Source organism: Frigoribacterium salinisoli (assembly GCF_054781095.1).
The window spans coordinates 845,145-867,349 of sequence record NZ_BAAGVB010000001.1; the positions used below are offsets into that span (position 1 = coordinate 845,145).

17 protein-coding genes are annotated in these 22,205 nt (G+C 73.7%); 3 read left to right on the top strand and 14 right to left on the bottom strand.

Annotated features, from left to right (window positions below):
• Positions 1-270: 270 nt before the first annotated feature.
• From ACYVHQ_RS03970 to ACYVHQ_RS03980, 3 genes are all read right to left on the bottom strand, one after another.
• Positions 271-1,011 (bottom strand): zinc ribbon domain-containing protein, encoded by a 741-nt coding sequence (locus tag ACYVHQ_RS03970; RefSeq protein WP_460510835.1) that lies wholly within the window; start codon positions 1,009-1,011, stop codon positions 271-273.
• Positions 1,012-1,072: 61 nt separating this feature from the next.
• A complete protein-coding gene (locus ACYVHQ_RS03975) occupies positions 1,073-1,888 on the bottom strand; it encodes a Nif3-like dinuclear metal center hexameric protein (RefSeq protein WP_460510836.1) in 816 nt (271 codons plus the stop codon).
• A 41-nt stretch (positions 1,889-1,929) separates the two neighbouring features.
• Positions 1,930-3,204: a hypothetical protein gene (locus ACYVHQ_RS03980; protein WP_460510837.1), complete on the bottom strand. Its 1,275-nt coding sequence runs from the start codon at positions 3,202-3,204 to the stop codon at positions 1,930-1,932.
• A gap of 200 nt (positions 3,205-3,404) precedes the next feature.
• Between ACYVHQ_RS03980 and ACYVHQ_RS03985 the strand changes: the two genes are divergently transcribed.
• The gene (locus ACYVHQ_RS03985; protein ID WP_460510838.1) at positions 3,405-4,355 is read left to right on the top strand and encodes a septum formation family protein; all 951 of its coding nucleotides are present in this window, start codon (positions 3,405-3,407) and stop codon (positions 4,353-4,355) included.
• A gap of 99 nt (positions 4,356-4,454) precedes the next feature.
• On the opposite strand, the gene ACYVHQ_RS03990 is transcribed toward ACYVHQ_RS03985, so the two are convergent.
• The 5 genes from ACYVHQ_RS03990 to ACYVHQ_RS04010 all read right to left on the bottom strand — a co-directional run bounded on the left by ACYVHQ_RS03990 (position 4,455) and on the right by ACYVHQ_RS04010 (position 11,285).
• The gene (locus ACYVHQ_RS03990; RefSeq protein WP_460510839.1) at positions 4,455-6,110 is read right to left on the bottom strand and encodes an alpha-amylase family protein; all 1,656 of its coding nucleotides are present in this window, start codon (positions 6,108-6,110) and stop codon (positions 4,455-4,457) included.
• Between the two features lie 337 nt (positions 6,111-6,447).
• Entirely contained in the window at positions 6,448-7,491 is a 1,044-nt protein-coding gene (locus ACYVHQ_RS03995) for an NAD(P)-dependent alcohol dehydrogenase (protein WP_460510840.1), read from the bottom strand.
• 118 nt (positions 7,492-7,609) lie between these two features.
• Complete coding sequence (locus ACYVHQ_RS04000; protein WP_460510841.1) at positions 7,610-9,328, bottom strand: DNA/RNA helicase domain-containing protein; 1,719 nt, start codon at positions 9,326-9,328, stop codon at positions 7,610-7,612.
• Positions 9,325-9,645, bottom strand: a complete 321-nt coding sequence (locus ACYVHQ_RS04005) for a nucleotide pyrophosphohydrolase (RefSeq protein WP_460510842.1) — start codon at positions 9,643-9,645, stop codon at positions 9,325-9,327. The genes ACYVHQ_RS04000 and ACYVHQ_RS04005 overlap by 4 nt, the downstream gene beginning before the upstream one ends.
• A gap of 44 nt (positions 9,646-9,689) precedes the next feature.
• Positions 9,690-11,285, bottom strand: coding sequence for a hypothetical protein (locus ACYVHQ_RS04010; RefSeq protein WP_460510843.1), 1,596 nt, complete (start codon positions 11,283-11,285; stop codon positions 9,690-9,692).
• A 472-nt stretch (positions 11,286-11,757) separates the two neighbouring features.
• On the opposite strand from ACYVHQ_RS04010, the gene ACYVHQ_RS04015 reads away from it, so the two are divergent.
• Positions 11,758-12,117 (top strand): winged helix-turn-helix transcriptional regulator, encoded by a 360-nt coding sequence (locus ACYVHQ_RS04015; RefSeq protein ID WP_460511236.1) that lies wholly within the window; start codon positions 11,758-11,760, stop codon positions 12,115-12,117.
• A gap of 145 nt (positions 12,118-12,262) precedes the next feature.
• Positions 12,263-16,258, top strand: a complete 3,996-nt coding sequence (locus ACYVHQ_RS04020) for an RICIN domain-containing protein (RefSeq protein WP_460510844.1) — start codon at positions 12,263-12,265, stop codon at positions 16,256-16,258.
• Positions 16,259-16,373: 115 nt separating this feature from the next.
• On the opposite strand, the gene ACYVHQ_RS04025 is transcribed toward ACYVHQ_RS04020, so the two are convergent.
• The 6 genes from ACYVHQ_RS04025 to ACYVHQ_RS04050 form a co-directional block, all read right to left on the bottom strand.
• On the bottom strand, positions 16,374-17,072 hold the full coding sequence (locus ACYVHQ_RS04025) for an HAD family hydrolase (RefSeq protein WP_460510845.1): 699 nt from the start codon (positions 17,070-17,072) through the stop codon (positions 16,374-16,376).
• Positions 17,073-17,348: 276 nt separating this feature from the next.
• Positions 17,349-18,275 carry a glutaminase A gene (gene glsA / locus ACYVHQ_RS04030; RefSeq protein WP_460510846.1) on the bottom strand — a complete coding sequence of 309 codons (927 nt, stop codon included), beginning with the start codon at positions 18,273-18,275 and terminating at the stop codon, positions 17,349-17,351.
• A 34-nt stretch (positions 18,276-18,309) separates the two neighbouring features.
• Complete coding sequence (locus ACYVHQ_RS04035; RefSeq protein ID WP_460510847.1) at positions 18,310-19,209, bottom strand: ABC transporter ATP-binding protein; 900 nt, start codon at positions 19,207-19,209, stop codon at positions 18,310-18,312.
• Entirely contained in the window at positions 19,206-20,165 is a 960-nt protein-coding gene (locus ACYVHQ_RS04040; protein ID WP_460510848.1) for an ABC transporter ATP-binding protein, read from the bottom strand. Before ACYVHQ_RS04040 ends, ACYVHQ_RS04035 begins: the two co-directional genes overlap by 4 nt.
• The gene (locus tag ACYVHQ_RS04045; protein WP_460510849.1) at positions 20,162-21,139 is read right to left on the bottom strand and encodes an ABC transporter permease; all 978 of its coding nucleotides are present in this window, start codon (positions 21,137-21,139) and stop codon (positions 20,162-20,164) included. The genes ACYVHQ_RS04040 and ACYVHQ_RS04045 overlap by 4 nt, the downstream gene beginning before the upstream one ends.
• Positions 21,140-21,203: 64 nt before the next feature.
• On the bottom strand, positions 21,204-22,193 hold the full coding sequence (locus tag ACYVHQ_RS04050; protein ID WP_460510850.1) for an ABC transporter permease: 990 nt from the start codon (positions 22,191-22,193) through the stop codon (positions 21,204-21,206).
• Between the last annotated feature and the right edge of the window lie 12 nt (positions 22,194-22,205).

Consider the following 22,205-nt stretch of genomic DNA (forward strand, 5'->3'; position numbering starts at 1 on the left):
AAGGCGACCCCAGGGGGTCACCGCACCCGCCCGACCGGTCCGGGGACGGCGTGTCACCGCCGGGAGGTCGCGTTCGGCGCGCCCGACGCCACGCGGCCCGGCACGGCGTCACGACGGCACGACGGCACGCCGGCACGCCGGACGCTCGCGGTCGCGGTCGCGGTCGCGGTCGGCGGACCTCATCCTCGCGGGCCGACGCCCCGCGGGCACGCGTCGAGCCCTGCGTCGCGACCGCGCCTCGAGCGGCGGCGACCGTGGTACCGGGTCCGGTCAGATGCCGGACTCGTCCGTACGGACGAGGATCGCGTCGCTGTCGGGGCAGAGGACGACCTCGTCGCGGGCGGCAGCGCGCACGCGAGCCAGGTCGCTGCCCGTCAGGGCGACGCCGCTCGCGCTCGACACCCCGCCGCGCAGGAGCGAGGCGCCCACGCCGTAGCGCTGGCGCTGGCGCTCGTAGAGGGCCAACAGCTCCGCGGGCACCTTGCCGGCGAGGACCTCCCGGTCACGGACGACGTGCACCCGCTCCGTCTCGAGCTCGGCCGAGGAGCTCTCGCGCGACGAGACGGCGTCTCGGCGGCGCACCTCGAGCTCGGCGAGCTCGCTCTCCGTCGTCGAGACGACGGCGCCGAGCCCCTCGACGCGCTCCATCACCTCGAGCTGGACCTCCTCGAGGTCGCCGCGGCGCTTGCCGAGGGTGGCCAGCTCGCCCTGCAGGGCCTGGGCGTCCTTCGACGACGAGCTCGACGCGAGGCGCTGCTCGTCACGGGCGATGCGCGTCTCGACGAGCGTCACGTCGGACTCGACGCGGCGGAGCTCGGCCTGCGCGTCCTCCCAGGCACCGTGCTCACTGGAGAGTCGGCTGCGCAGGCGGGCCGCGTCACCCTCGAGCGTGGCCAGGACGGCCGTCTCGGGGAGGTTGGCGAGACGGTGGGCGATCTGCTGCAGCGTGGTGTCGAGCTTCTGCAGGTCGAGCAGGAGCGCCTGGTCGGCGGGGCTGGCGGTGAGCGGCATGGCGGCCTCCATCGGTGGGTGCGGGCGGGCGGGCGTCGTCCGCTGGACGACGGCGGAGGGTCTACTGGACCACGGCGAAGTCCCAGGGGTCGGTGCGGAGGTCGCTGACGGTGACCTCGACGTCGGGCAGCTCGGCGCGCAGCTGCGCCGCGGCGGTCTCGAGCCAGAGCCACTCGCTCGCCCAGTGCGACACGTCGACCAGGGCGGGACCTCGGCCGAGCCGGTGCAGGTCGCGGGCGTCGGAGGCGGGGTGGTGGCGCAGGTCGCTGGTGATGTAGACGTCGGCGTCGAGCACCGCGGGCTCGCCGAGCAGGGAGTCCCCGGCCCCACCGCACAGCGCGACACGGCGGACCACGCGGTCGCTCTCGCCCGCGACGCGGACGCCCGAGGCGGTGGGCGGCAGGATCTCCCCGAGCTGCGAGGCGAGGGCGACGAGGGTCATCGGTCGCGGCAGCTCCCCCACGACGCCGAGGCCCGTCCCCGGCGCGCTCGACGGCACGACCGGCTGCTGCTCGAGCAGGCCGAGCCGGTCGGCGAGGACGCGCGAGGTGCCCGTGCCGACGACGTCGGCGTTGGTGTGGGCGGCGACCAGGGCGGCACCGGCACGGATCAGGCGCGCGACGACCGCGCCCTTCGTCGTGCTCTCGGCGACGGTCTTCACGCCGCGGAGCAGCAACGGGTGGTGCACGAGCAGCAGGTCGGCGCCGACCTCGACGGCCTCGTCGACGGTGTCGAGCACCGCGTCGACGGCCAGGTGCACGTGCGCGACCCCCTGCTCGGGGTCACCGACCAGGAGACCGGGGGCGTCCCAGCCCTCGGCACCCGAGAGCGGCCAGAGCCGTTCGACGACGGCGTTGACGGCTGCGAGGGTGGGCACCCGCCCAGCCTACCGGCGGGTCGTCCCACCGGCGACGAGGCTCAGGCGCGGTCGACGGCGGGAGCGGAGCGGAAGCCGGTGAGGAGCACCGAGGCGACGAACGCCACGGCCCCGGCGACGAGCACGGCCGCGACGAACCCCACGCCCACGGAGAGGCCCTCGACGCCGGAGGCGCGGAGGAGGAAGCCCTGCCAGGCCAGCCGGCCGACGGTCGGCACGAGCACGCCGAGACCGAGCACGGTGGCGAGCACGAGGCCGACGACGACCGCCACCGGGCCCCGGGCGCGGATCCGATCGACATCGGCGGGGCCGGCGGCGAGCGACACGAGCGCACCGACCGCGGCCAGGCCGGCGACCGCGGGGACCGCGAGGGTCGCGAGCAGGCCCGCGCCGAGGGTCGACGGGGCGGCCAGCACGAGGACGACGGCCGCGAGCAGGACGAGGGCCGCCGCGCCGAGCGCCCCGAGCACGAGCGGACGGGCCAGGAGGGCCGCACGCGGCCCCCGGGACGACGGCGCGTCGGCCGCGGGTGGGGCCTCGTCGACGGCGGGCGCCGAGCTCGGCACGGGCCACGACCCGACGTCGGGGACGCCGGCGACCCCGCCGGCAGCCGGCGCCTCGAGAGCGGAGCCCCCGGCAGCCCGGGACGGAGCGTCCAGGGTGTGGTCGACCGGCGGCTCCACCGGCGGGACGGGCTCGGCCGTCACCGCGGCCGGCGCGGCGGCGAGCACGGCGTCAGGGGCGGGCACGGCGGCGACGGCGGGCACGGCCGCGGCGAGGGTGACGGGCGGGGCGGGGGCGACCGGGGCCTCCTGCGCCTCGGCGGGTCGCTGCACGGGGATCACGCCCGTGAAGCGCAGCCGGGTGCGCTCGAGCACCTCGGCGGCCTCGTCGCCGTCGAAGCGGCTGATCGCGGACTCCCAGGCGGCGAAGCGCTCGGCCTCGACCTGGCGGGCGTCGAGCTGCGCCTGCACGACGGCGAGGAGGTCGATCATCGCCGTGTCGGTGAGGCGGCGCTCGACGAGGCGGACCAGGTCGCCGTCGTCGAGGGTCAGGCGCTCGGGCGGCTGCGGCAACGAGGGGTCGACCGCGACCGGCAGGACGGGCAGCGTGATCGCGGAGGTGTCGGTGGAGTGCCGGGCGACGCTCGCCGGCCGGGGCTCGTCGACCTCGTTGCGGACGACGGCCTCGGGGGCCACGTCGGCGCGGTGCGAGGGCACCGACGTGGGTCGCGGCGCGGCGGCAGGGCTCAGGTCGGGGGCGTCGAGCACGGGGTCGGTCGGCCTCGCCTGCAGCGTGTCCAGGTCGTCGGTCATGCGGGCATGCTACGTGCGAGGTGGTCGCGAGCCCGGGCGGCTCGCCGGTGCGACCGGGTGTTCCTGCACGCGGGCCCGTCCACGAGGGGGCGCGGCCCGGCCTCGCGTCCCCCGCACGGGGGAGGACGACCCGGGTCGCCCGCCCGCTACGCTCCATCGACGGCGCGGACCGACCCGCGCCCCGACGCCCCGAGGACGCCGTGCCCGACACCCACCAGCCCCTGCTCGGCCCCGATGCCGCCCTGCTCGCCCTCGACGGCGCGATCGCCGCACGGAGGCCCGACCTCCTGGTCGAACCTGTCCGCGTGGCGGGCGTCGCCGCGCTCCGGGTGCACCTCGGCGGCGACGTCGCCCTCGACGTGTTCCACCAGCCCACCGCCTGGTCCGTCGTCCCCGTGCAGCTCGGCCCGCCCGCCGTGACGCCGCTGCGCGTGCCGGCCGCCCACGACCTCGGCGTGGCCGCCGACGCGCCCGTCGAGCTCGTCGTCGACGCCCTCGGCCGGGACGCGCACGCGTGGGCGCCGGCCGCGCTCGGGCCCGTGCCGGCCAGGGCCGCGACCAGCGGCACCGCCTCCGCCGGCACCGCCTCCGCGACGGGCGATCCGGCCGCGGGGACCCCCGCCAGCGCTGCGGCCCCCGCGACGGCGACGGTGGCGACGCCGCGCCGCCGGTCCGCCTGGACCGTCGCCGGGCTCGTCCTCGCGGGCGTCGTCGTGATCGGCGGCACCGTCCTCGCGGCGGGGAACGGCTACGGCCCCGACGTCGACCTCGACGCCGCCGGCGGGGACGACCTCGTCTTCGACCTCGTCGTCGGCCAGTGCTTCGACGAGACCGACGACCTGGACGACGAGACGCAGCTCTTCGTCGACGTCCACCACTGCGGCACCGACCACCAGTACGAGGTCTTCGGCACGGTCGCGCTCGCCGACGGCCGCTTCCCCGGCGACGACCGCGCCCAGCAGCTGGGCGACGAGGGCTGCTACGCCCTCTTCGAGCCCTACGTCGGCGCCGAGTGGGAGGAGTCCGAGCTCGACTACGCGATGTACTGGCCCTCGGCCGAGGCCTGGCGGACGGGAGAGCGCGACGTCACCTGCCTGCTCGTCGAACCTGCGGGCCACGGCTCCGGCAGCGCCGAGCTCAGCGGTCGCTAGGACTGCGGGCGGCGCGGACCCCACCGCGCCGGCCTGTGCCCCACCGGCCCCCGGCGTGCCGACGGGTCGGGCGCGCGCCGCGGTCCCGACGACTGCTCGTCAGAGCAGGCGCTTCTCCCCCGGCCGCACGATGCGCCACCAGCGGTGCCCGTAGCCGGCGATGTCCACCGACAACGTGCCTCCTGCGAGCGGCACCGGCACCCCCGTGTCGCCCAGGACGTCGACCACGAGCCAGTCGTCGTCGGCCCCCTCGATCGTGAGGTCGAGGACGCGGCCGTCGGGGGCGAAGTTGTGCGCCGCGACGAGCAGGCCCAGCTCGCTGTCGACCGAGTGCGCGAGGACGCACGCGTGCGGCTGGTCGAGCACCGTGAGGGCACCCCAGCCGATCTCGGGCGCCGCGCGGTAGGCCCGGGTCAGGCTCGAGACGAAGCGGAGCATCGAGTCGGGGTCGTGGCGCTGCGCCGAGACCGAGACGTGCTCGGGGCCGTTGCCGCCGGGCACGACCGCGGCCACGAGGTCGTCGGCGTCCGCGGCGGAGAACCCGCCGTTCGGCCCCGTCGTCCACTGCATCGGCGTGCGCACGGCGGCGCGGCTGCCCTCGATCGTCGGGTCCTCGCCCATGCCGATCTCCTCGCCGTAGTACAGCACCGGCGCACCGGGCAGCGAGAACAGGAGGCTGTAGACCATGCGCACGCGCCGGGGGTCGCCCTCGAGCATGGGCGGCAGGCGTCGCGTGATGCCGCGCCCGTGGACGCGCTGCCCCTGCTCGGGCGCGAAGGCGGCGAACACCTCCTCGCGCTCCGAGTCGCTCAGCTGGTCGAGGGTCAGCTCGTCGTGGTTGCGGACGAAGTTGCCCCACTGGTTGCTGCGGGCCAGGGCCGGGCGGGACTCGAGCGCCTCGCGCAGCGGCGTCGCGTCCTGCCGGGCGAGCGAGAGGTAGAGCGCCTGGTTGGCCACGAAGTCGAACTGCATGGTGAGCTCGTCGCCGTCCTCGTCGCCGAAGAAGCGCATCATCTCGTCGTAGGGCAGGTTGACCTCCCCCAGCAGCACGGCCTGTCCGTTGCGCCGCGACAGGTACTTGCGCAGCGCCTGGAGGAAGTCGTGCTCCGGGCCGTCCTCCCCGTCGATGAGGTGCGGGACGGCGTCGACCCGGAAGCCGTCGATGCCCAGCTGCAGCCAGAAGCCCATGACCTTCGCGATCTCCTCGCGCACCACCGGGTCGTCGGTGGCCAGGTCGGGCTGGTGGCGGTAGAACGAGTGCTTGTAGTACTGGCCGGCCTCGTCGTCGAAGCGCCAGACGCCGTCCTCGACGTCGGGGAACATGCTCGACGGGGCACCCTCGGGGACCTCGTCGCGCCACTGGTAGAAGCGGCGGTACGGGCTGTCCGGGCTGCTGCGCGCCTGCCGGAACCACGGGTGCTGGTCGCTCGTGTGGTTCACGACGAGGTCGACGATGACCCGCATGCCCCGGTCGTGCGCCGTGCGGACCACCTCGACGAGATCGCCCAGGTGCCCGTAGCGCGGGTCGACGCCGTAGTAGTCCTCGATGTCGTAGCCGTTGTCGCGCTGCGGCGACGGGTAGAACGGCGCCAGCCAGAGGCAGGTCACGCCCAGTTCGGCGAGGTGGTCGAGCCGGTGCGCCAACCCCTCGAGGTCGCCGACGCCGTCGTCGTCGTGGTCGAGGAACGTCTCGACGTCGAGGTTGTAGAACACCGCGGTCTTCCACCAGAGGTCGCTCGTGTCGGTCAGGCGCATGGGTCGTCCTCTCGTCGCGCGGCCCGACGAGGCCGCCCCTCCGACCGTACGGACCCGTCCGGTCGGCCCGCCTGACCGGGGGCTGGCAGTCGGCCGGGCAGGTGCCGGAGCCGTGCACGGCCTGCACGGTCGGGGCGCGGGTGCGGGCGCGGGGCGCGCGCGGAGCAGGAGGCCTGGCGCGTCGGTTACGTGGCGGCACGACGGACGTGCCCTCACGGCGCAGGGTCCGGGGTGCGGGTGCACCACGGGCCCTCGACGGGGGCAGGAGGCGCGGGCCGGGACGAGCCGGGCGTGGGCCGACCGGGGTGGCCGGGTCGCGCCTCCTGCGCCGTGCTCGCTACGGGACGATGACGGCGCGACCGCGGACCGTGCCGGCGTGCAGCGCCTCGTAGGCCTTCGGGCCGTCGTCGAGGGAGTACTGCTGCGTCTCGACCGAGACCTGCCCGTTGCGGGCCAGGTCGAGGACCTCGACCAGCTCGGAACGGCTGCCCCAGTACGGGATGCGCACGGCGACGTCGTAGGCGATCGTGCCGAAGCCGTACTCGAGGTTGCCACCACCGATGCCGACGACCGTGAGGTCGCCCTCGGCGCCGACGACGGCCGTGGCCGTCCTCAGGGTGGGCGCGGCACCGACGAAGTCGAAGACGGCCTGGGCGCCCCGCTCGCCCGTGATGGCCTTGACGCCCTCGACGGCGTTCTCGTCGCTGAGCACCGTGTGGTGCGCGCCGACGTGCTGCGCCAGCTCGAGCTTCTCGTCGTTGACGTCGAGCGCGATGATCTGCGCGCCGGTGAGGGCCTTCAGGATCTGGATCGCGACGTGGCCGAGGCCGCCCGTGCCGATGACGACGGCGTAGCTGCCGGCACCGAGCTTCGGGAGGGACTGCTTGATCGCGTGGTAGGGGGTGAGGCCGGCGTCGGTGAGGGACACGTTCGCGACCGGGTCCAGGTCGCCCAGGGGCGCCAGGTGGCGCGGGTCGTCGACGATCATGTACTCGGCCATCGAGCCGGGCGCGCCGAGCCCGGGCGGCTTGATGCCCTCGGCGGCGGCGTTGAGGCAGTAGTTCTCCTTGCCCTGGGAGCAGGGCAGGCAGCGACCGCAGCCCCACGGGCCGTAGACCGCGACGGCGTCGCCGACCTGGAGGTGCTCGACGCCCTCGCCGAGCTCCTCGACGATGCCGGCGCCCTCGTGGCCCAGCGTGAGCGGCAGGGGGTAGCCGCCCGCCGTGTACTCCTCCTCGCTGAGGGACATGACGTACTCGTCGGAGTGGCAGACGCCCGCGGCCGTGACCTTGAGCAGGACCTGCCCGGGCCCGACGCTGGGCTTGGGGATCTCGACGACCTCGGGGGCCTGACCGATCTTCGTGTACTGGAGTGCTCGCATGCGTCCCACCTTATGCTTCGCAGCGCCACGATGTACGACGGGTGTCGTTCTGCTCAGGAGGCGCGGAGGTGCGCCCCTCGCGGGTCGCCGCAGGGCGGAGACGCGGGCGCCGGGCGCGTCACGTGAGTGGCCGTAGGCGTTCCCGGAGGGCAGGGTCGCACACGTAGACGTACGCTCCGCGGATGCCCCTCGTGAGGAGGACCGCATAGATGTTCCTCACGAAGCGGAGCAGATCGTCATCGGTGTAGGTGATGCCGAGGCGGGGATTGTTCTCCATGCCCTTCTTGTCGAAGTAGTGCGCCCGATCGAAGACCATCCGCCCCGCCTGGGCGTCCCAGCGGAGGTCCGGGCCGATGACGACCCCGACATAATTGAGGTCGAACCCCTGCACGGTGTGGATGCTGCCGACCTCGTCCACAGCCCCCGTCGACGTGATCCAGTCCTTCTGCGAACTGTTCCACCGGAGATGCCTCCCGTCGATCTCGATGTCGATCGCGTTCCGATCCTTCTTGCTCCGCCATTCCCACGCGTACCCCGCCACGAGACGAGCGAGCCCGAACTCCTCGTCCTTGGCCCTGATGGCGTCGTGCATCTCCCCGAGATCATCGAAGAGCCTGAAGTCGTAGTCCGAGAAGGACTGGCGCGCGGGCTGCTCGCCCCGGAGGAATGACCGCACGTACCCCACGAAGTCCTCCCCAGCGCGCATCCGCATCTGCGTGGCGAGCCGATAGTGCCGGTCATCGAGGGCAGCGGCATCCACGAGCTCCTGCTGGACGCGGGCGGGAAGATCGGCAGGCCGCACGCTCTGTTCCGTGTCGAGCAGGTAGATCTGGTGCCGGCTCTGCTCCCTGATCCAGTCGAGCTGCGTGTAGTGATCTTCGTCGCGGCCGAACAGAGCCTCGTTCACGGCGGCGAAGCTGGCGTTCTGCGGCCCCGAGGCCTGATTGGCGCGGTGATTGAGCCTGTGCGCCTCGTCGACCACCAGCAGGTCGTACTTCTCCGCCGACTTGCCGACGTCGAAAGGCGTGAGCACCATGCTGCGGTCGAGCCCGGGCGTCTTGGCGAACACCCGCTTGAGCGACGTCCGGAGCGACTGCTGCGGGACGACGAGACCGAAGCGGAGACCCGCGAGCAGATCGCGGTGCTCCTGGACGAAGAAGTCGGAGAACAGGGCGTCAGCGTCGGGGTCGTCCTTGCCTCGGCCATGCGCGATGTCGTGCAGGAGCTTCGCCAGGTAGACCGCCACGATCGTCTTGCCCGTGCCAGGTTCACCCTGCACGACCAGCGCTCCTCCACGCCCCCGCTCCAGATCGTCGAAGAGGCCCTCGAGGATGCCCTCCATGACGATCGCTTGTCCTCGATCGAGCGCCTTGTAGGGCGAGAGCTTGAAGAGCTCGCTGTTCTCGATCTCGGGAACGGTCCGCGTGAACAGGGAGTCCGCGCGCAAGGAGTCGAAGATCGCGTCGAAGGTGTCCTGGTACGTCGACCGGTCGTAGTAGTCGGCGTCCACGATGCCCTGGTTGCCGTTGAGCACCTCGTACCGTCCGTCGGCTGCGAAGAGGGCGATGAGCCTGGACTCGAGGTCGAGGCACACCGACTTGTTGAAGGTGTCGTCGAGGACGAGGCGCACGGCCCTCAGCGAACCGCGCTGTTCGGACTCGAGGTGCTGCCTCATCCGCGCCGCAGCGTTGACGGTCTCCCCCACGTACACGCGCCGACCATCGTCCAGGACGTAGACGACCGGCCAGTTCACGAAGCGGGGATCGAGTTGCCGCCACAGACGGACGTGCTCCTGGGTGAACGAGAGCTTCTCGATCGCGAACGAGGCCACGATCACAACCGGTCGTACTTGACGCTACGACCCCGCACGGTCTCGGAGGGGTACTTCCCGCGGGTGACCTCTAGCTTGTCGCGCACGATGGTGACGGGATCGAGACCGAGACGGTCGGCCAACAAGAAGCAGTAGGTCAGGACGTCCGCAATTTCGTCGCGCACAGAGGCAGGGTCAGCAGCATCACCCCACTGGAAGCACTCCAGGAGTTCCCCCGCCTCGATCGCCACGCTCTTTGCGAGGTTCTCCGGCGAGTGGAACCGTGCCCAGTCGCGTTCTGCCACGAAAGCCCGGAGCTCGTCCCTGAGCCGCTCGTCCGTCATGCCCGAACGTTAGCAGCGGGACGAGCGGACCTTCATCGCCCGCGTCACTGGTACGTGACGATGTCCGGCACCGGTGCCACGTCGGCCATGGTCTGCGCCGGGGACAGCATCGGCTCGTCCTCGTCGTAGAAGTTCTTCCAGCCCCAGTGGATCCCCTCGGGCGCACCCTGGTGCAGGTAGTCCCAGGTGGCCTTCTTGTCGGGCTGCGAACCCTGCCCGTCGACGTGGATCACGGTCGCCAGCTCGGGACGCGACACGTCGATCGCCGCCCGGTCGCGCAGCATGCCCGCCGTGAACTGGTGCAGCACGAACATCTTCTGCGGCAGGGCCCCGTCCCGGACGAGGTCGGCGAGCCAGCTCGACACCGCGTCCACCTCGGACGCGTCCACACCGCCGATCTGACGCAGGTGCACCTGGTCGGGGGCGAGGCGCCACTCCGGGTCGAGCGCCAGCCCGACGCCGGGGCGTCGCAGCAGCTCCTCGTACCGCTTCGCCTGGGTCAAGAAGTCCGTCCGCCCCGGCTGCAGGTCGATGACCACGTACTGCCCCGCGGCCTCCGCCGCCTCGACGTAGGGCAGCAGCGCCTCGACGGAGAGCTCGTTCGAGTAGTCGCCGTCGGGGCCCGGGTCGCCGGCCGCGACGGTCGCGATGATCTCCATCATGGGCAGCACGGGACGGTCCGAGACGTCCTCGTACTCGGCCGTGAGCTGCGCCGCCCGCCGGGCCGCGGCCTCCGGCCCCTGCTCGCCCAGCACGCCGAGCACGGGTGCCTCCGGGGCTCCGTACAGGGCGACGTACCGGCGCTGGTCGAAGACGGCCTGGCCGCCCCCGGGCAGCTGCGCGCCGGTGCGGGCGGCGGCGACGGTCCAGGCGGGGTCCGGCAGAGCACCGAAGTCGGTGCCCAGCAGCACCGTGCGCGTCGTCGTCGAGCCGTGCAGGAGGTCCACCGCGGCCCGGGACCGCAGGTCGCTACCGCCCTCGGGTGCGGCCTCGACCTCGGCCCCCGCTGCTCGCGCGGTCGCGGCCGCGGCCTCGGTGTCGGGGCCCGTGGACGCGGCGGTCAGCACGAGAGCGTCCTCGCGGGCGTCGCCGCGGTCGGGGACGTCGCCCTCGCTCACGTCGGCGGCCGGGCCGGACTCGACGTCGGCGCCCTCCGGGACGACGACGTCGCCGAGCGTCGCGACGCGCCGCGCCCCCAACCGGCCCAGCTCGCCGGCCAGGGGCGAGGCCTCCTGGGCAGCCCCGTCCTGCGGCGAGCCGCTCGCGGAGGCGGTGGATCCCTCGACGGCGCCGTCGGCGCCTGCGGCCTCGTGCGCGTCGTCCGCGGCAGCGCCCGCCTCCGGTCCGAGCAGCAACGGCACGCCCCACTCCTCGGCCCGTTCGGCGGCCTCGGCGATCGCGCCAGGGTCGCCGACGGGCGCCAGCACGACGAGAGGCGACGACGCGAAGAAGGCGGCGCTCGTGGCCAGCGCCCGCGCTTCGGGCGCCGGGTCCGCCACCACGGTCACCGGAGCGTCCGGCACGCGCGTGACGACGGCGTCCGCGTCGACGACGGTCGTCGTCGTGCAGCCGGAGGCGAGGAGGACCCCGGCGGCGACCGTCACGGCGAGCAGGGACAGGGAGGGACGGCGACGGGACATCGGACGAGGCTAACCGTCGACCCCGACCGGAGCAGCATCGGCCGCGCGCCCCGGACAGGGTCGCGCGTCGCCGCGTCGGCAACTCCCCACCACGGTCCCCCCCTCTCCCGGTCGGCAACTCCTCCGTGCGGCGGAGCCAGGCGTCGCGCCCCCCGTGTTCATCCCGCCATCGAGATGCGCCAGGACGGGAGTGAGGAGTTGCCAGCGGCCCGACGGCCCGACGGCACGACGGCACGGCGAGACGGCGAGACGGCGAGACGGCGGCACGGCGCCAGCCGCAGCGGGGCAGCGACGAGGAGCGCGCACGTCGGCCGCGACAGGGGTGAGGACTTGCCGACGGGAAGACGAGCCCGGCGAGCGACGCTGGGCCCGACGGCCCGACGGTCGGACCTACCCCGGCGGGCTCCCCTCGTGCCCACCGCTACGCTGACGTGGTACCCAGGAGAGAGCAGGCAGCGTGACGGACACCACGATGGTCCCGGTCGACCCCTACGTCGCGGGCTGCCCCAGCCGACGACTGCTCGACCGGATCGGCGACCGCTGGACGGTCCTCGTCGTCGGGACCCTCGCCCCCGGTCCCCGCCGCTTCTCCGAGATCCGCCGCCAGATCCAGGGCATCTCGCAGAAGATGCTGACGCAGACCCTGCGCGCGCTCGAGCGTGACGGGCTCGTGACGCGGACGGTGCACGCCGAGGTCCCGCCGCGGGTGGTCTACGAGCTCACCGAGGCCGGCCGCACCCTGCAGGGACCGCTCGCGGCGCTCCAGGCCTGGGCGGTCGAGCACTACGGGCAGGTGGCCGAGGCGCACGACCGGTACGACGCCACGGCCTAGACCACCCCTCGCTCCCCCTCGGGCAGGGGTAGAACCCCTGGTGCATGTTTGCGTTATCACGCTACGGTTCGGGGACCGGTCGACGACGACCGGCGCGGTCGCCGGGGAGGGAGGCCGCTCGCACGACGGAAGGACTGCATCGACGATGATGCGACGACCACGATCCGCTCGCAGCAGGCTCCTCGCGGGCGCCACGGCCACGGCGCTCGCCGCGGTGGGCCTCACGACCGGCCTGCCGCCGACCGGCACCGGTGCCACGGCGAGCGCCGCACCCGCGGCAGCGACGGGCACGACGATCACCCCGAACCCCTGGTACGCGGGCGACCCCTTCGAGGGCTGGGGCACGAGCCTCGTCTGGTTCGCGAACGCGACCGGCGGTTACCCCGAGGAGCTCCGCGAGGACCTCTACCAGGCGGTCTTCGGCGAGGACGGCCTCGACCTCACCATCGCGCGGTACAACGTCGGCGGCGGCAACGCCAGCGACGTGGAGGACTACCTCCGTGCCGGCGGTGCCGTCGAGGGCTGGTGGCAGGCCGACCCCGACGCCTCGGCCGGCACGTACGGCGGCACCGCCACGACCCACGCCGAGCGCGGAGCCCTGCTCGAGGCGTGGGACCCGGACGACCCGGCCCACTACGACGCCGGCGCCGACGCGACGCAGCGGTGGTGGGTCGACCGCCTCGCCGCAGACGACCAGATCAGCCACTGGGAGACGTTCGCCAACTCCGCGCCCTACTTCATGACCGAGAGCGGCTACGTCTCGGGCGGCTTCGACGCCACGGCTCGCCAGCTGAAGCCGGAGGCAGAGGCAGCGTTCGTCGCCTACCTCACGCGGGTCACCGAGCGGCTGGAGGCCGAGCACGGCATCGAGGTCGAGTCGATCGACCCGTTCAACGAGCCGAACACGGACTACTGGTCCACGCAGCTGCGCGACGACGTGCCCGTTGGCGGCCGCCAGGAGGGCATGCACGTCTCGCCCCAGCAGCAGGTGTCGGTGACCGACGCCCTCGCCGCCGAACTGGCCGAGCCGGGCACGACCACCGACGCGTTCGTCGCGGCGATGGACGAGACGAACCCGGGCACCTTCGCCCGCAACTGGGCCGCCTACCCGCAGGCCACGCGGGACGTCGTGGGCCGCATGAACGTGCACACCTACGGCACCAGCGGGCGCCTGGGCGTCCGCGATCTCGCGAAGCAGGCGGACAAGCCGCTGTGGATGAGCGAGATCGAGGGCAGCTGGGTGGACGGCTGGGCTCCGCGGGACATCGAGAACGGGCTCGGCATGGCCGGTCGCGTGATGGACGACCTCCGCGAGCTCGAGCCCGACGCCTGGGTGCTCTGGCAGCCCGTCGAGGACCTCTACAACATGGAGCCCCAGGGCGAGGACCTCAACTGGGGCTCGATGTTCATCGACCTCGACTGCCGTCCCTACACGGTCGACGGCGTCGAGGTGTGGAAGAGCGAGCGCCGCGTGGCTGACGCCGGCGGTGACGCCTCGGCCGTCGAGACCTGCCACGTCGAGGTCAACTCGAAGTTCGCGGCCCTGCGCAACTTCACGGCCTTCATCTCGGAGGGCGACCGCCTGGTGGCCGTGGACGACGTCGACAGCACGGCGGCCGTGCGCCCCGACGGGGCCGGCGCGACGGTGGTGCACCGCAACACGAGCGCCGAGGGCCGTACCGTCACGCTCGACCTGTCCCGCTTCGGCTCGGTCGCCGAGGGCGCCACGGTCACTCCGTACACGACGACCGAGGCGCCCGAGGGCGTCGACCCGACCACGACCGGCGTCGTGCCGGGCACGGCCGTGGCGGTCGACGTCGCCGCGGGCACCGCGACGCTCGAGGTCCCGGCGAAGTCGGTGACGACGTTCGAGATCGCGGGCGTCTCGGGCGTCGCGGCGGACGCCCCTGCCGTGCGCGACGGCGACGAGCTGCAGTTCGTCGGCGTGCAGAGCGGCAAGGCCCTCGCGGCAGGGGGCGCGACCGGTGCCGCCACCGAGCTCGCCTCCCCCGCCACCACGCAGCCGGCCGCGGAGCGCCAAGCGTGGACCGTGCGCGCCGTGCCCACCGCGTCCGGTGACGAGCGTCGGGTGACCCTGCAGTCGCGGGACGGGAGGTTCCTGGCGGCCACGGCCTCCGGCACCGCCCTGCGCAGCCTCGACGCGGCGGCGGCCGCGACCGACCCCGCCACGCGCTGGTGGGTCACCGCGACCGACGGCCGGACCTTCGGCCTCGTCGGCGAGGGCGTGGCGCAGGCCCTCGACGTCGGCGGCCAGTCGACCGAGGAGGGAGCCTCTGTCGGCGTCTACGGCTCGAACGACGGCGCGAACCAGCGCTGGGAGGCCCGCGACCTCGCCCCGGCCGCGGACCAGACGGTGGCCGTCCGGACCGACGCGGGCGTGCCTCCTGCGCTGCCGGCCTCGATCGCCACGCGCTATGCGTGGGGTCCCGGAGGCCCGGCGACCGTCGCCTGGACCGTCCCCGCGGACGACGCGTGGGAGCGCACCGGACGGGTCGACGTGCCCGGCGTCGCGACCGACGTGTTCGGCAGCGACTTCGCCGTCACCGCCCAGGTGGACGTGGGCGGGCTCACCCTCACCGACCCCGTGTCGCTCACCGTCGCCGTGGGCAGCAGCGCCGCGCGGGTCGGCCCCGCCGTCCCCGGGACGGCGCCCGCCCGGGTCGGAGCCTCCGAGCTGACGTTCGACGTGCCCGTCACGTGGGACCTCTCGGGCGTCACCGACGAGGCACTGGCCTCGGTCGGCGTCGTCACGGTGCCCGGCACCGCGACCGTCGACGGTGACAGCCTGACCGCCACCCTCTCCCTGGTCGTCACCGACGCCACGCTGCCCGACCTCGCGCCCGACCCCGGCGTGACGGCGAGCGCGTCGTCGACCGAGCCCGGCTACCCCGCCGACCGCACGCGCAACGGCGTCGCGGGCGACAAGGGCTGGTCGAACTGGGTGCCCACCGGCAAGCCGGCGCAGAGCTGGCTCGCCTACTCCTTCGACGCCCCGCGGGACCTGCAGGAGGTCGTGGTCCGGTTCTACCCGGACGGCTCGGCCACGAGCTGGGCCGAGAGCGTCCGGCTCGAGGAGCGGTCGGCGGACGGCAGCTGGCAGCCGCTGCCCGGCTACGAGCTGGCGCAGCCCGTGCCGACGCCGACGTCGGGCGCCCCCGTCGTCACGGCCAGCTTCGACACCGTGTCGACGACGGGCGTCCGAGTGGTCATGGACGCGTACGCCGACACGCACCTGACGGTGTCGGAGGTCGAGCTGTACGAGCCCGTCGCCGGTCCGTCGTCGGTGAGCACGCTCGCCGCCCTGCGGGTCGACGGGGCGCCGGTCGAGAGCTTCGACCCCACGACCGCCGAGCAGGCGTACTCCGTGACGACGCCCGGCAGCCGGTGGCCCGCCGTCACCGCGATCGCGACCGACGCGCAGGCCGAGGTCGTCGTCACGCCGGCGAGCGAGGGCGACCCGGTCGCGCGGATCGTCGTCACCTCGCCCGACGGCAGCACGACGACCACCACCACGGTCGACGTCGCGCGTCAGGCGGTCGTCCGCTCGGTGGTCGTCGCCGGTGAGCCCCGCGTCGGTGCCGAGGTCCGCGCCGTCGTCGACGTCGACCCCGCGGAGTCCGCGCCGTCGATCGAGTGGCTGCTCGACGGCGAACCCGTGACGAGTGCCGGCGACGCCCCCCGCAGGGCATCGGTCGCGGCCGCCGTCGACGCAGGGGCGTTCGTCGTGCCGGAGAGGACCGAGGGGCGCGAGCTCCGTGCTCGCGTCACCGCCGCTGCGGACGGGTTCGTCGACGCCGAGCCGGTGGAGAGCGCCGCGGTCGTCGTCGTGGCGGCACCCGTGGCGCCTCCTGTCGGGGACGAGGACGAGGACGACGCGGACGGACCGGGCGCTCCGGGGGGACCCGACGGGCCCGGCGCTCCCGGCGCCCCCGGTGCCCCCGGTGCGGAGGCTCCTGGTGCCGGTGCCCCCGGGGCACCTGCCCCGGTCGTCGCGGCCGGGGGTCAGGGCGCCCTCGCCTGGACCGGCGGATCGTCCCTGGGCTGGCTCGTGCTGGCACTCGGGCTGCTGAGCGCCGGGACGGCGACGCTCGTCGTCCGCAGGAAGGCCCTGCGCACCTGACGCGGAGGGAGACCGACGGGCGGGTCCGGCAGCGTGCCGGGCCGCCCGTCCGTCGTACCGAGGGGGCCGCGATCCACGACCGAGGACGGCCCACGGGCCGTGACGAGGTCGGGCGTCAGCCCCCGAGCGGACCGCCGTCGAGGTCGGCGAGCAGGGCCGCGACGTCGTCGTAGACGGACGAGGCCCCTGCCTGCGAGAGCTCGTCGCGCGAGAAGCCACCCGTGAGGACGCCGACGCTGGCGACGCCGGCCCTGGCAGCGGCCTCGACGTCCCACGTCGCGTCGCCGACCATGACGGCCCGGTCGGGCGCGACTCCGGCCTGCTGCAGCGCGACCTCGACGACGCCGGGGTCGGGCTTCGCGGTCTGGACGTCCTCGGACGAGGTGACCGCCCAGAGGGCGTCCTCGACGTCGAGCAGCTCGCGGAGGAACGCGAGCTCCTCCTCGGGGGCGCTCGTCGCCAGCACGACCTGGTGGCCGCGACGGGACAGCTCCGCCAGGAGCTCGGTCGCGCCCTCGAACACGTGCAGGTCGGTGCCCTCGCCCAGGTGGTCGGCGTAGTGCGCGGTGTGCGCCTCCTTCACCCGGTCGGTGAGCTGCGCGGCGAGGTCCTCTCCGAGGAGGCCCTCGACCAGCAGCGACGCGTCCTTGCCGATCGAGCGGTGGATGCGCCAGGCCTGCACGGGGTGCCCGACGTCGCGGAACGCCTTCACCCAGGCGTCGACGTGGGCGTAGTTCGAGTCGACCAGGGTGCCGTCGATGTCGAAGAAGACGGCGCGGGCGGTGGAGGACGGGGTGGAGGGCTGGTCGGTCATGCCCTCCACGGTGCACCTCCTGGCGCCGTCGCGACCGGCCGGCGCTGGTCGGCGGGCCCGGTCCGCCGAGGTCGGGAACTCCTCCTGGGTGCTCCCGGTCGCGCCGGACGGGCCTGGTCCGGCGGCACGCGGGACACGAGTGAGGAGTTGCCGCCCGGGACACGGGTGAGGAGTTGCCGACCGGGCCGCCGGGCAGGGCGGGTAGGACAGAGCGGGCAGGGCAAGCCAGCGCGGGCCAGCACGGGCCAGCACGGGGCAGCGCGGGGCGGGGCGCGCTCAGCCGAAGAGGTGCAGGCCGAGCTCGGCGCTGAGGCGCTCGCTGGCGAGCCTGCCGCGCACGCTCGTGCCCTGGTCGTCGAGCGGCGGGCTGACGACGGCCGCCCCGAGCACGCGCGGCGCGCTGAGGACGAGGGCCCCCGAGACGCTCGACTTCGCGGGCACGCCGACGCTGCGCATCCATCGCCCCGACCCGTCGTAGACGCCGCAGGTCGCCATGACCGCGACGACGTCCCGCGCGACCCGGGCGGACACGACCCGCTCCCCCGACACCGGGTTGACGCCCCCGAGCGCGAGGGTCGCCCCCATGACGGCGAGCGCGGCGGTGTCGACGAGCACGGCGCAGGAGGACGCGTAGGCGGCGACGGCGTCGTCGGCGCTGAGCCCGAGGGTGCCCTCCGAGCGCATGAGGTGCGCCAGCGCGTGGTTGCGGTCGCCGAGCAGGTGCTCCGCGCTCGCGACGTCCTCGTCGACCCGCAAGTCGCGGCCGGCGAAGGCGGACAGCCCCCGCCGGATCCGTTCTGCGCGCCCGCGCGCATCGCCGCCGTCGACGAGCGAGGCGGTGAGCAGGGCACCGGCGTTGACCATGGGGTTCGGCGGTCGACCCGTGCCGCTCTCGAGCATGATCGCGTCGAACGCCTCCCCGGTCGGTTCGATCCCGACCTGGTCGAGCGCGGCCCCGTCGGTGTCGGCGAGGGCGAGCGCGAAGAGGAACGGCTTCACGGCCGACTGGATGCTGAAGGTCACGTCCGCCTGTTCGCTCACCCGCGTCGAACCGTCGGGCAGCACCACGGCGAGGGCGCAGAGGTCGGGGTCGGCGTCGGCGAGCTGCGGGATGCTGTCGTCCACCTGGCCGCCGCGCTCGCCGACGACCGCGGCCCGCACGGCGTCGAGGTCGAGGTAGCTCGGGTCGCGGAGGTCGGTCATCGCTCCACCCTGCCAGTGCCGCCCCGGCCAGGGCTCAGACGCGCACCGGCTCCGCCCGCTCCGTCCCGGTCCACGCTCCGAGGTGGTGGTCGTAGCAGACCGTTGCGTCGAGCAGCGAGCGGTCGACGACGGCCTCGCCGGACACGACCTTGCCCACGCGCTCGGGATCGGGCGCGGCCTGGGCGAGCAGCTTGGTGTAGTCGTGGTGGGGGTCGAGGATGACCGCGTCGGCAGGGCCGCGCTCGACGACGCGCCCCTTGTAGAGCACGAGGATGTCGTCGGAGAAGTGCCTCGCCGTGGCGAGGTCGTGGGTGATGTAGAGCACGGCGAGTTGGTCCTCGCGCTGCAGCCGTCCGAGCAGGTTCAGCACGCCGAGTCGAATGGAGACGTCGAGCATCGACACGGGCTCGTCCGCGATGAGCACCTGGGCCCCGGGGGCGAGCGCGCGGGCGATGGCGACCCGCTGGCGCTGGCCGCCCGAGAGCTCGTGCGGGCGGCGGGCCGCGAGGTCGTCCGCCGGCCGCAGGTTGACCCTCTCGAGCAGGTCGAGCGCGCGCTCGTGGGTGGCCTCGGCACCCCGGGTGCGTCCGTGCAGGCGCAGCGGACGGGCGAGGTGGTGCTCGATCGAGTGGAAGGGGTTGAGCGAGGCGAACGGGTCCTGGAACACCATCTGCACGTGACGGCGGTAGAGCGACCCCTGCACGGGCGTGCCGTCGTCGAGGGTGACGTCGATGCTGCCCGAGCTGGGCTTCTCGAGCCGGGCGAGCATCCTGGCGATGGTGGACTTGCCCGAGCCCGACTCGCCCACGAGGGCGACGGTGCGCCCGGGCGCGAGGTCGAACGAGACGGAGTCGACGGCGCGGAAGGCCCGGCGGCGCAGGCCGCTGCCGATGCTGAAGTCCTTGGTGAGGTCGGTGACGCGGACGTGGGTCATCGCAGGTGGTCCTCTCGGTCGTCGGGGTCGGGCAGCACGACGGTCCTGGTGTCGGTCTCGGCGGGCGACCCCTCGTCGACGCCGGTGCGGATGAACGCGCCCCGCGAGCCGCTGAGGCTGGGGAAGGAGCGCAGGAGGCGCCGGGTGTAGGGGTGCGCGGGTGCGGCGTAGAGCTGGTCGGCGGCGGCCAGCTCGACGATCTCGCCGCGGAGCATGACCGCGATGCGGTCGCTGATCTCGAGCAGCAGCGGGAGGTCGTGCGTGATGAAGACGACCGCGAAGTCGAGCTCGTCGCGCAGCCGCACGATCTCGCGCAGGATGTCCCGCTGCACGACCACGTCGAGCGCCGTGGTCGGCTCGTCCATGATCATGATCTGCGGTTCGAGCAGCATCGCCATGGCGATCATGACGCGCTGCCGCATGCCGCCCGAGAGCTCGTGCGGGTACGACGACGAGCGCACGGGGTCGACGCCCACGCGGCGGAGGACCTCCGCGGCTCGCTCGCGTCGAGCACTTTTCGCGAGCCCCGGCTGGTGCGTGCGGAGGACGTCCTCGAGCTGCGTCCGCACGGTGGTCACGGGGTTCAGGGCGTTCATCGCCCCCTGGAAGACCATCGAGAGCTTGGACCAGCGGAAGGCCCGCAGCTCCTCGGACTCGAGCGCCAGCAGGTCAACGTCGGTGCCGTCCCGGTCGTGGAAGGTGACCCGGCCGGACGTGATGGCGGCCGGCGGCCGGTGCAGCCGGTTGATCGCGTACGCGAGGGTGGTCTTGCCGCAGCCGGACTCCCCCGCGAGGCCGAGGATCTCCCCTGGCGCGAGCGAGAACGTGGCGTGCGAGACGGCGGTGACGGGGTGCTCGACCTCGTAGACGACGGTGAGGTCCTCGACGGTGAGCACCGCGGGCCTCCTGCCGGCGTGTGCCCGCTGTGCGGCGGGGGCGGACGCGACGGGGGTCATGCGGTCCTCCTGACGAGGCGTGCCCGGCGACGGTGCAGCCTCGCGTTCTTGAGCTTGGGGTCGATGATCTCGTCGATCGAGAAGTTCACGAGCGACAGGCCGGTGCCGAAGAGGGCGATGACGAGCCCCGGGGGCACGAACCACCACCAGGCACCGAGCGACAGGGCGAAGCCGTTCTGCGCGTAGAAGAGCATCGTGCCGAGGGTCGACGCGTTGGAGGCGCCGAGGCCGAGGAACGACAGCCCTGCCTCGCCGAGGATCGCGGCGATCACGGCGAACACGAACTGCGACGCGAGGACGGGCAGGAGGTTCGGCAGGATCTCCACGGCGATGACCCGCCACGGGCGCTCCCCCGCGACCCGCGACGCGGCCACGTAGTCGCGGTTGCGGATCGACAGGGTCTGTGCCCTGAGGACGCGCGACGACGCGGCCCAGCCCGTGATGGCGAGCACCACGCCGATGGTCCAGAGGCCGCGCTGTTCCCGCGGCACGAAGCCCGAGATGACGATGACGAGCGGCAGGCCGGGGATGACGAGGAACACGTTGGAGAAGAGCGAGAACGCCTCGTCGGCGACGCCGCCGAGGTAGGCGCCCAGGATCCCGAAGAACGCCGAGAGGATCGTGGCGAGCACGCCCACGAGGAGCCCGATCTGCAGGGACCCCCGCGTCGCGTGCGCCAGTTGAGCGAGGACGTCCTGCCCGGTCTGGGTGGTGCCCAGCCAGTGCTCCGCGCTCGGGCCCTGGAGTCCCGAGTCACGGATCGTCGCCGGGTCGCCCACGACGAGCGGCCCGAGGACGCCGAAGAGGGTGATGGCACCGATGAGGACCAGGCCCGCCGCGAGCCACGGGGTCATGGTCGGCAGCATGAGGCGCCAGGCTGACCGGGGCGGCCGGCCGAGATCGGCGGACCCCGCGGCGAGCTGCTCGGTGGAGTCCGTGATGGCGGGCTCGGTGCCGGGTGAGACGTTGGTCATGGTCGGGACCTCCTGTCCGGGGTCGGGCGTGGCGTCGGCGGTGCGGCCGAGCTCGGGCGCGGCATCAGCTGCGCGCCCGGGTGCGGGGATCGATGATCCCGTAGAAGAGGTCGACGACGAGGTTCGCTCCGAGGACGGCGAGCGTGATGAAGAGGAAGATCCCCTGCATCAGGGCGTAGTCGTTGTTGGTCACGGCCGAGAGGAGCTTGCCGCCGATGCCCGGGTAGGAGAACACCTGCTCGGTGACGATCGACCCGGAGACGACGAAGCCCAGCGAGATCGCGAACCCGGCGACGGAGGGCAAGACCGCGTTGCGGGCGGCGTAGCCGCGCAGGATGCGCCCCTGGCTGAGACCCTTGGCCTGCGCCGTGAGCACGTAGTCCTCCGACAGGGTCGAGACCATCATGTTGCGCATGCCGAGCAGCCAGCCGCCGAGGGACGCGATGACGATGGTGAGCGCGGGCAGGAACCCGTACTCGACGGCGCTGAGGACGAACTCGAGGTCCCACCCCGGGTCGAGCACGACGTCGTAGCCGCCCTGCGAGGGGAACAGCCGGAGGGTCGTGGCGAGCACGTAGACGAGGATCAGCGCGAGCCAGAAGTACGGCACCGCCGCGAGCAGCGTGGTGGCGGGCACGAGCGAGTCGAGCCAGGTGCCGGGCTTCCACCCGACGAGGGCGCCGAGGGTCACGCCGAGCACCGCACCGATGACGGTGGCGAGGCCGACGAGCACGATGGTCCACGGCAGCGAGGACCCGATCACCTCGGTGACGGGGGTCGGGAAGTAGCCCACCGAGATGCCGAGGTCGCCACGGACGAGGTTGACGAGGTACTGCCCGTACTGGACGAGCAGCGGCTCGTCGGAGTCGCCCCCGAGGAGGAGCGCGTAGGCCTTGCGGGTGTCCGGGGTCACCACGCCGCCACGCTGCTGCAGCTTGGCCAGCAGGATGTCGACGGGATCGCCGGGCAGCAGCCGCGGGATCATGAAGTTGAGGGTCAGCGCCGCCCAGAGGGCGACGGCGTAGAACCCCAGCTTCCGCACGAAGTAGTTCACGGGCGTGCTCCC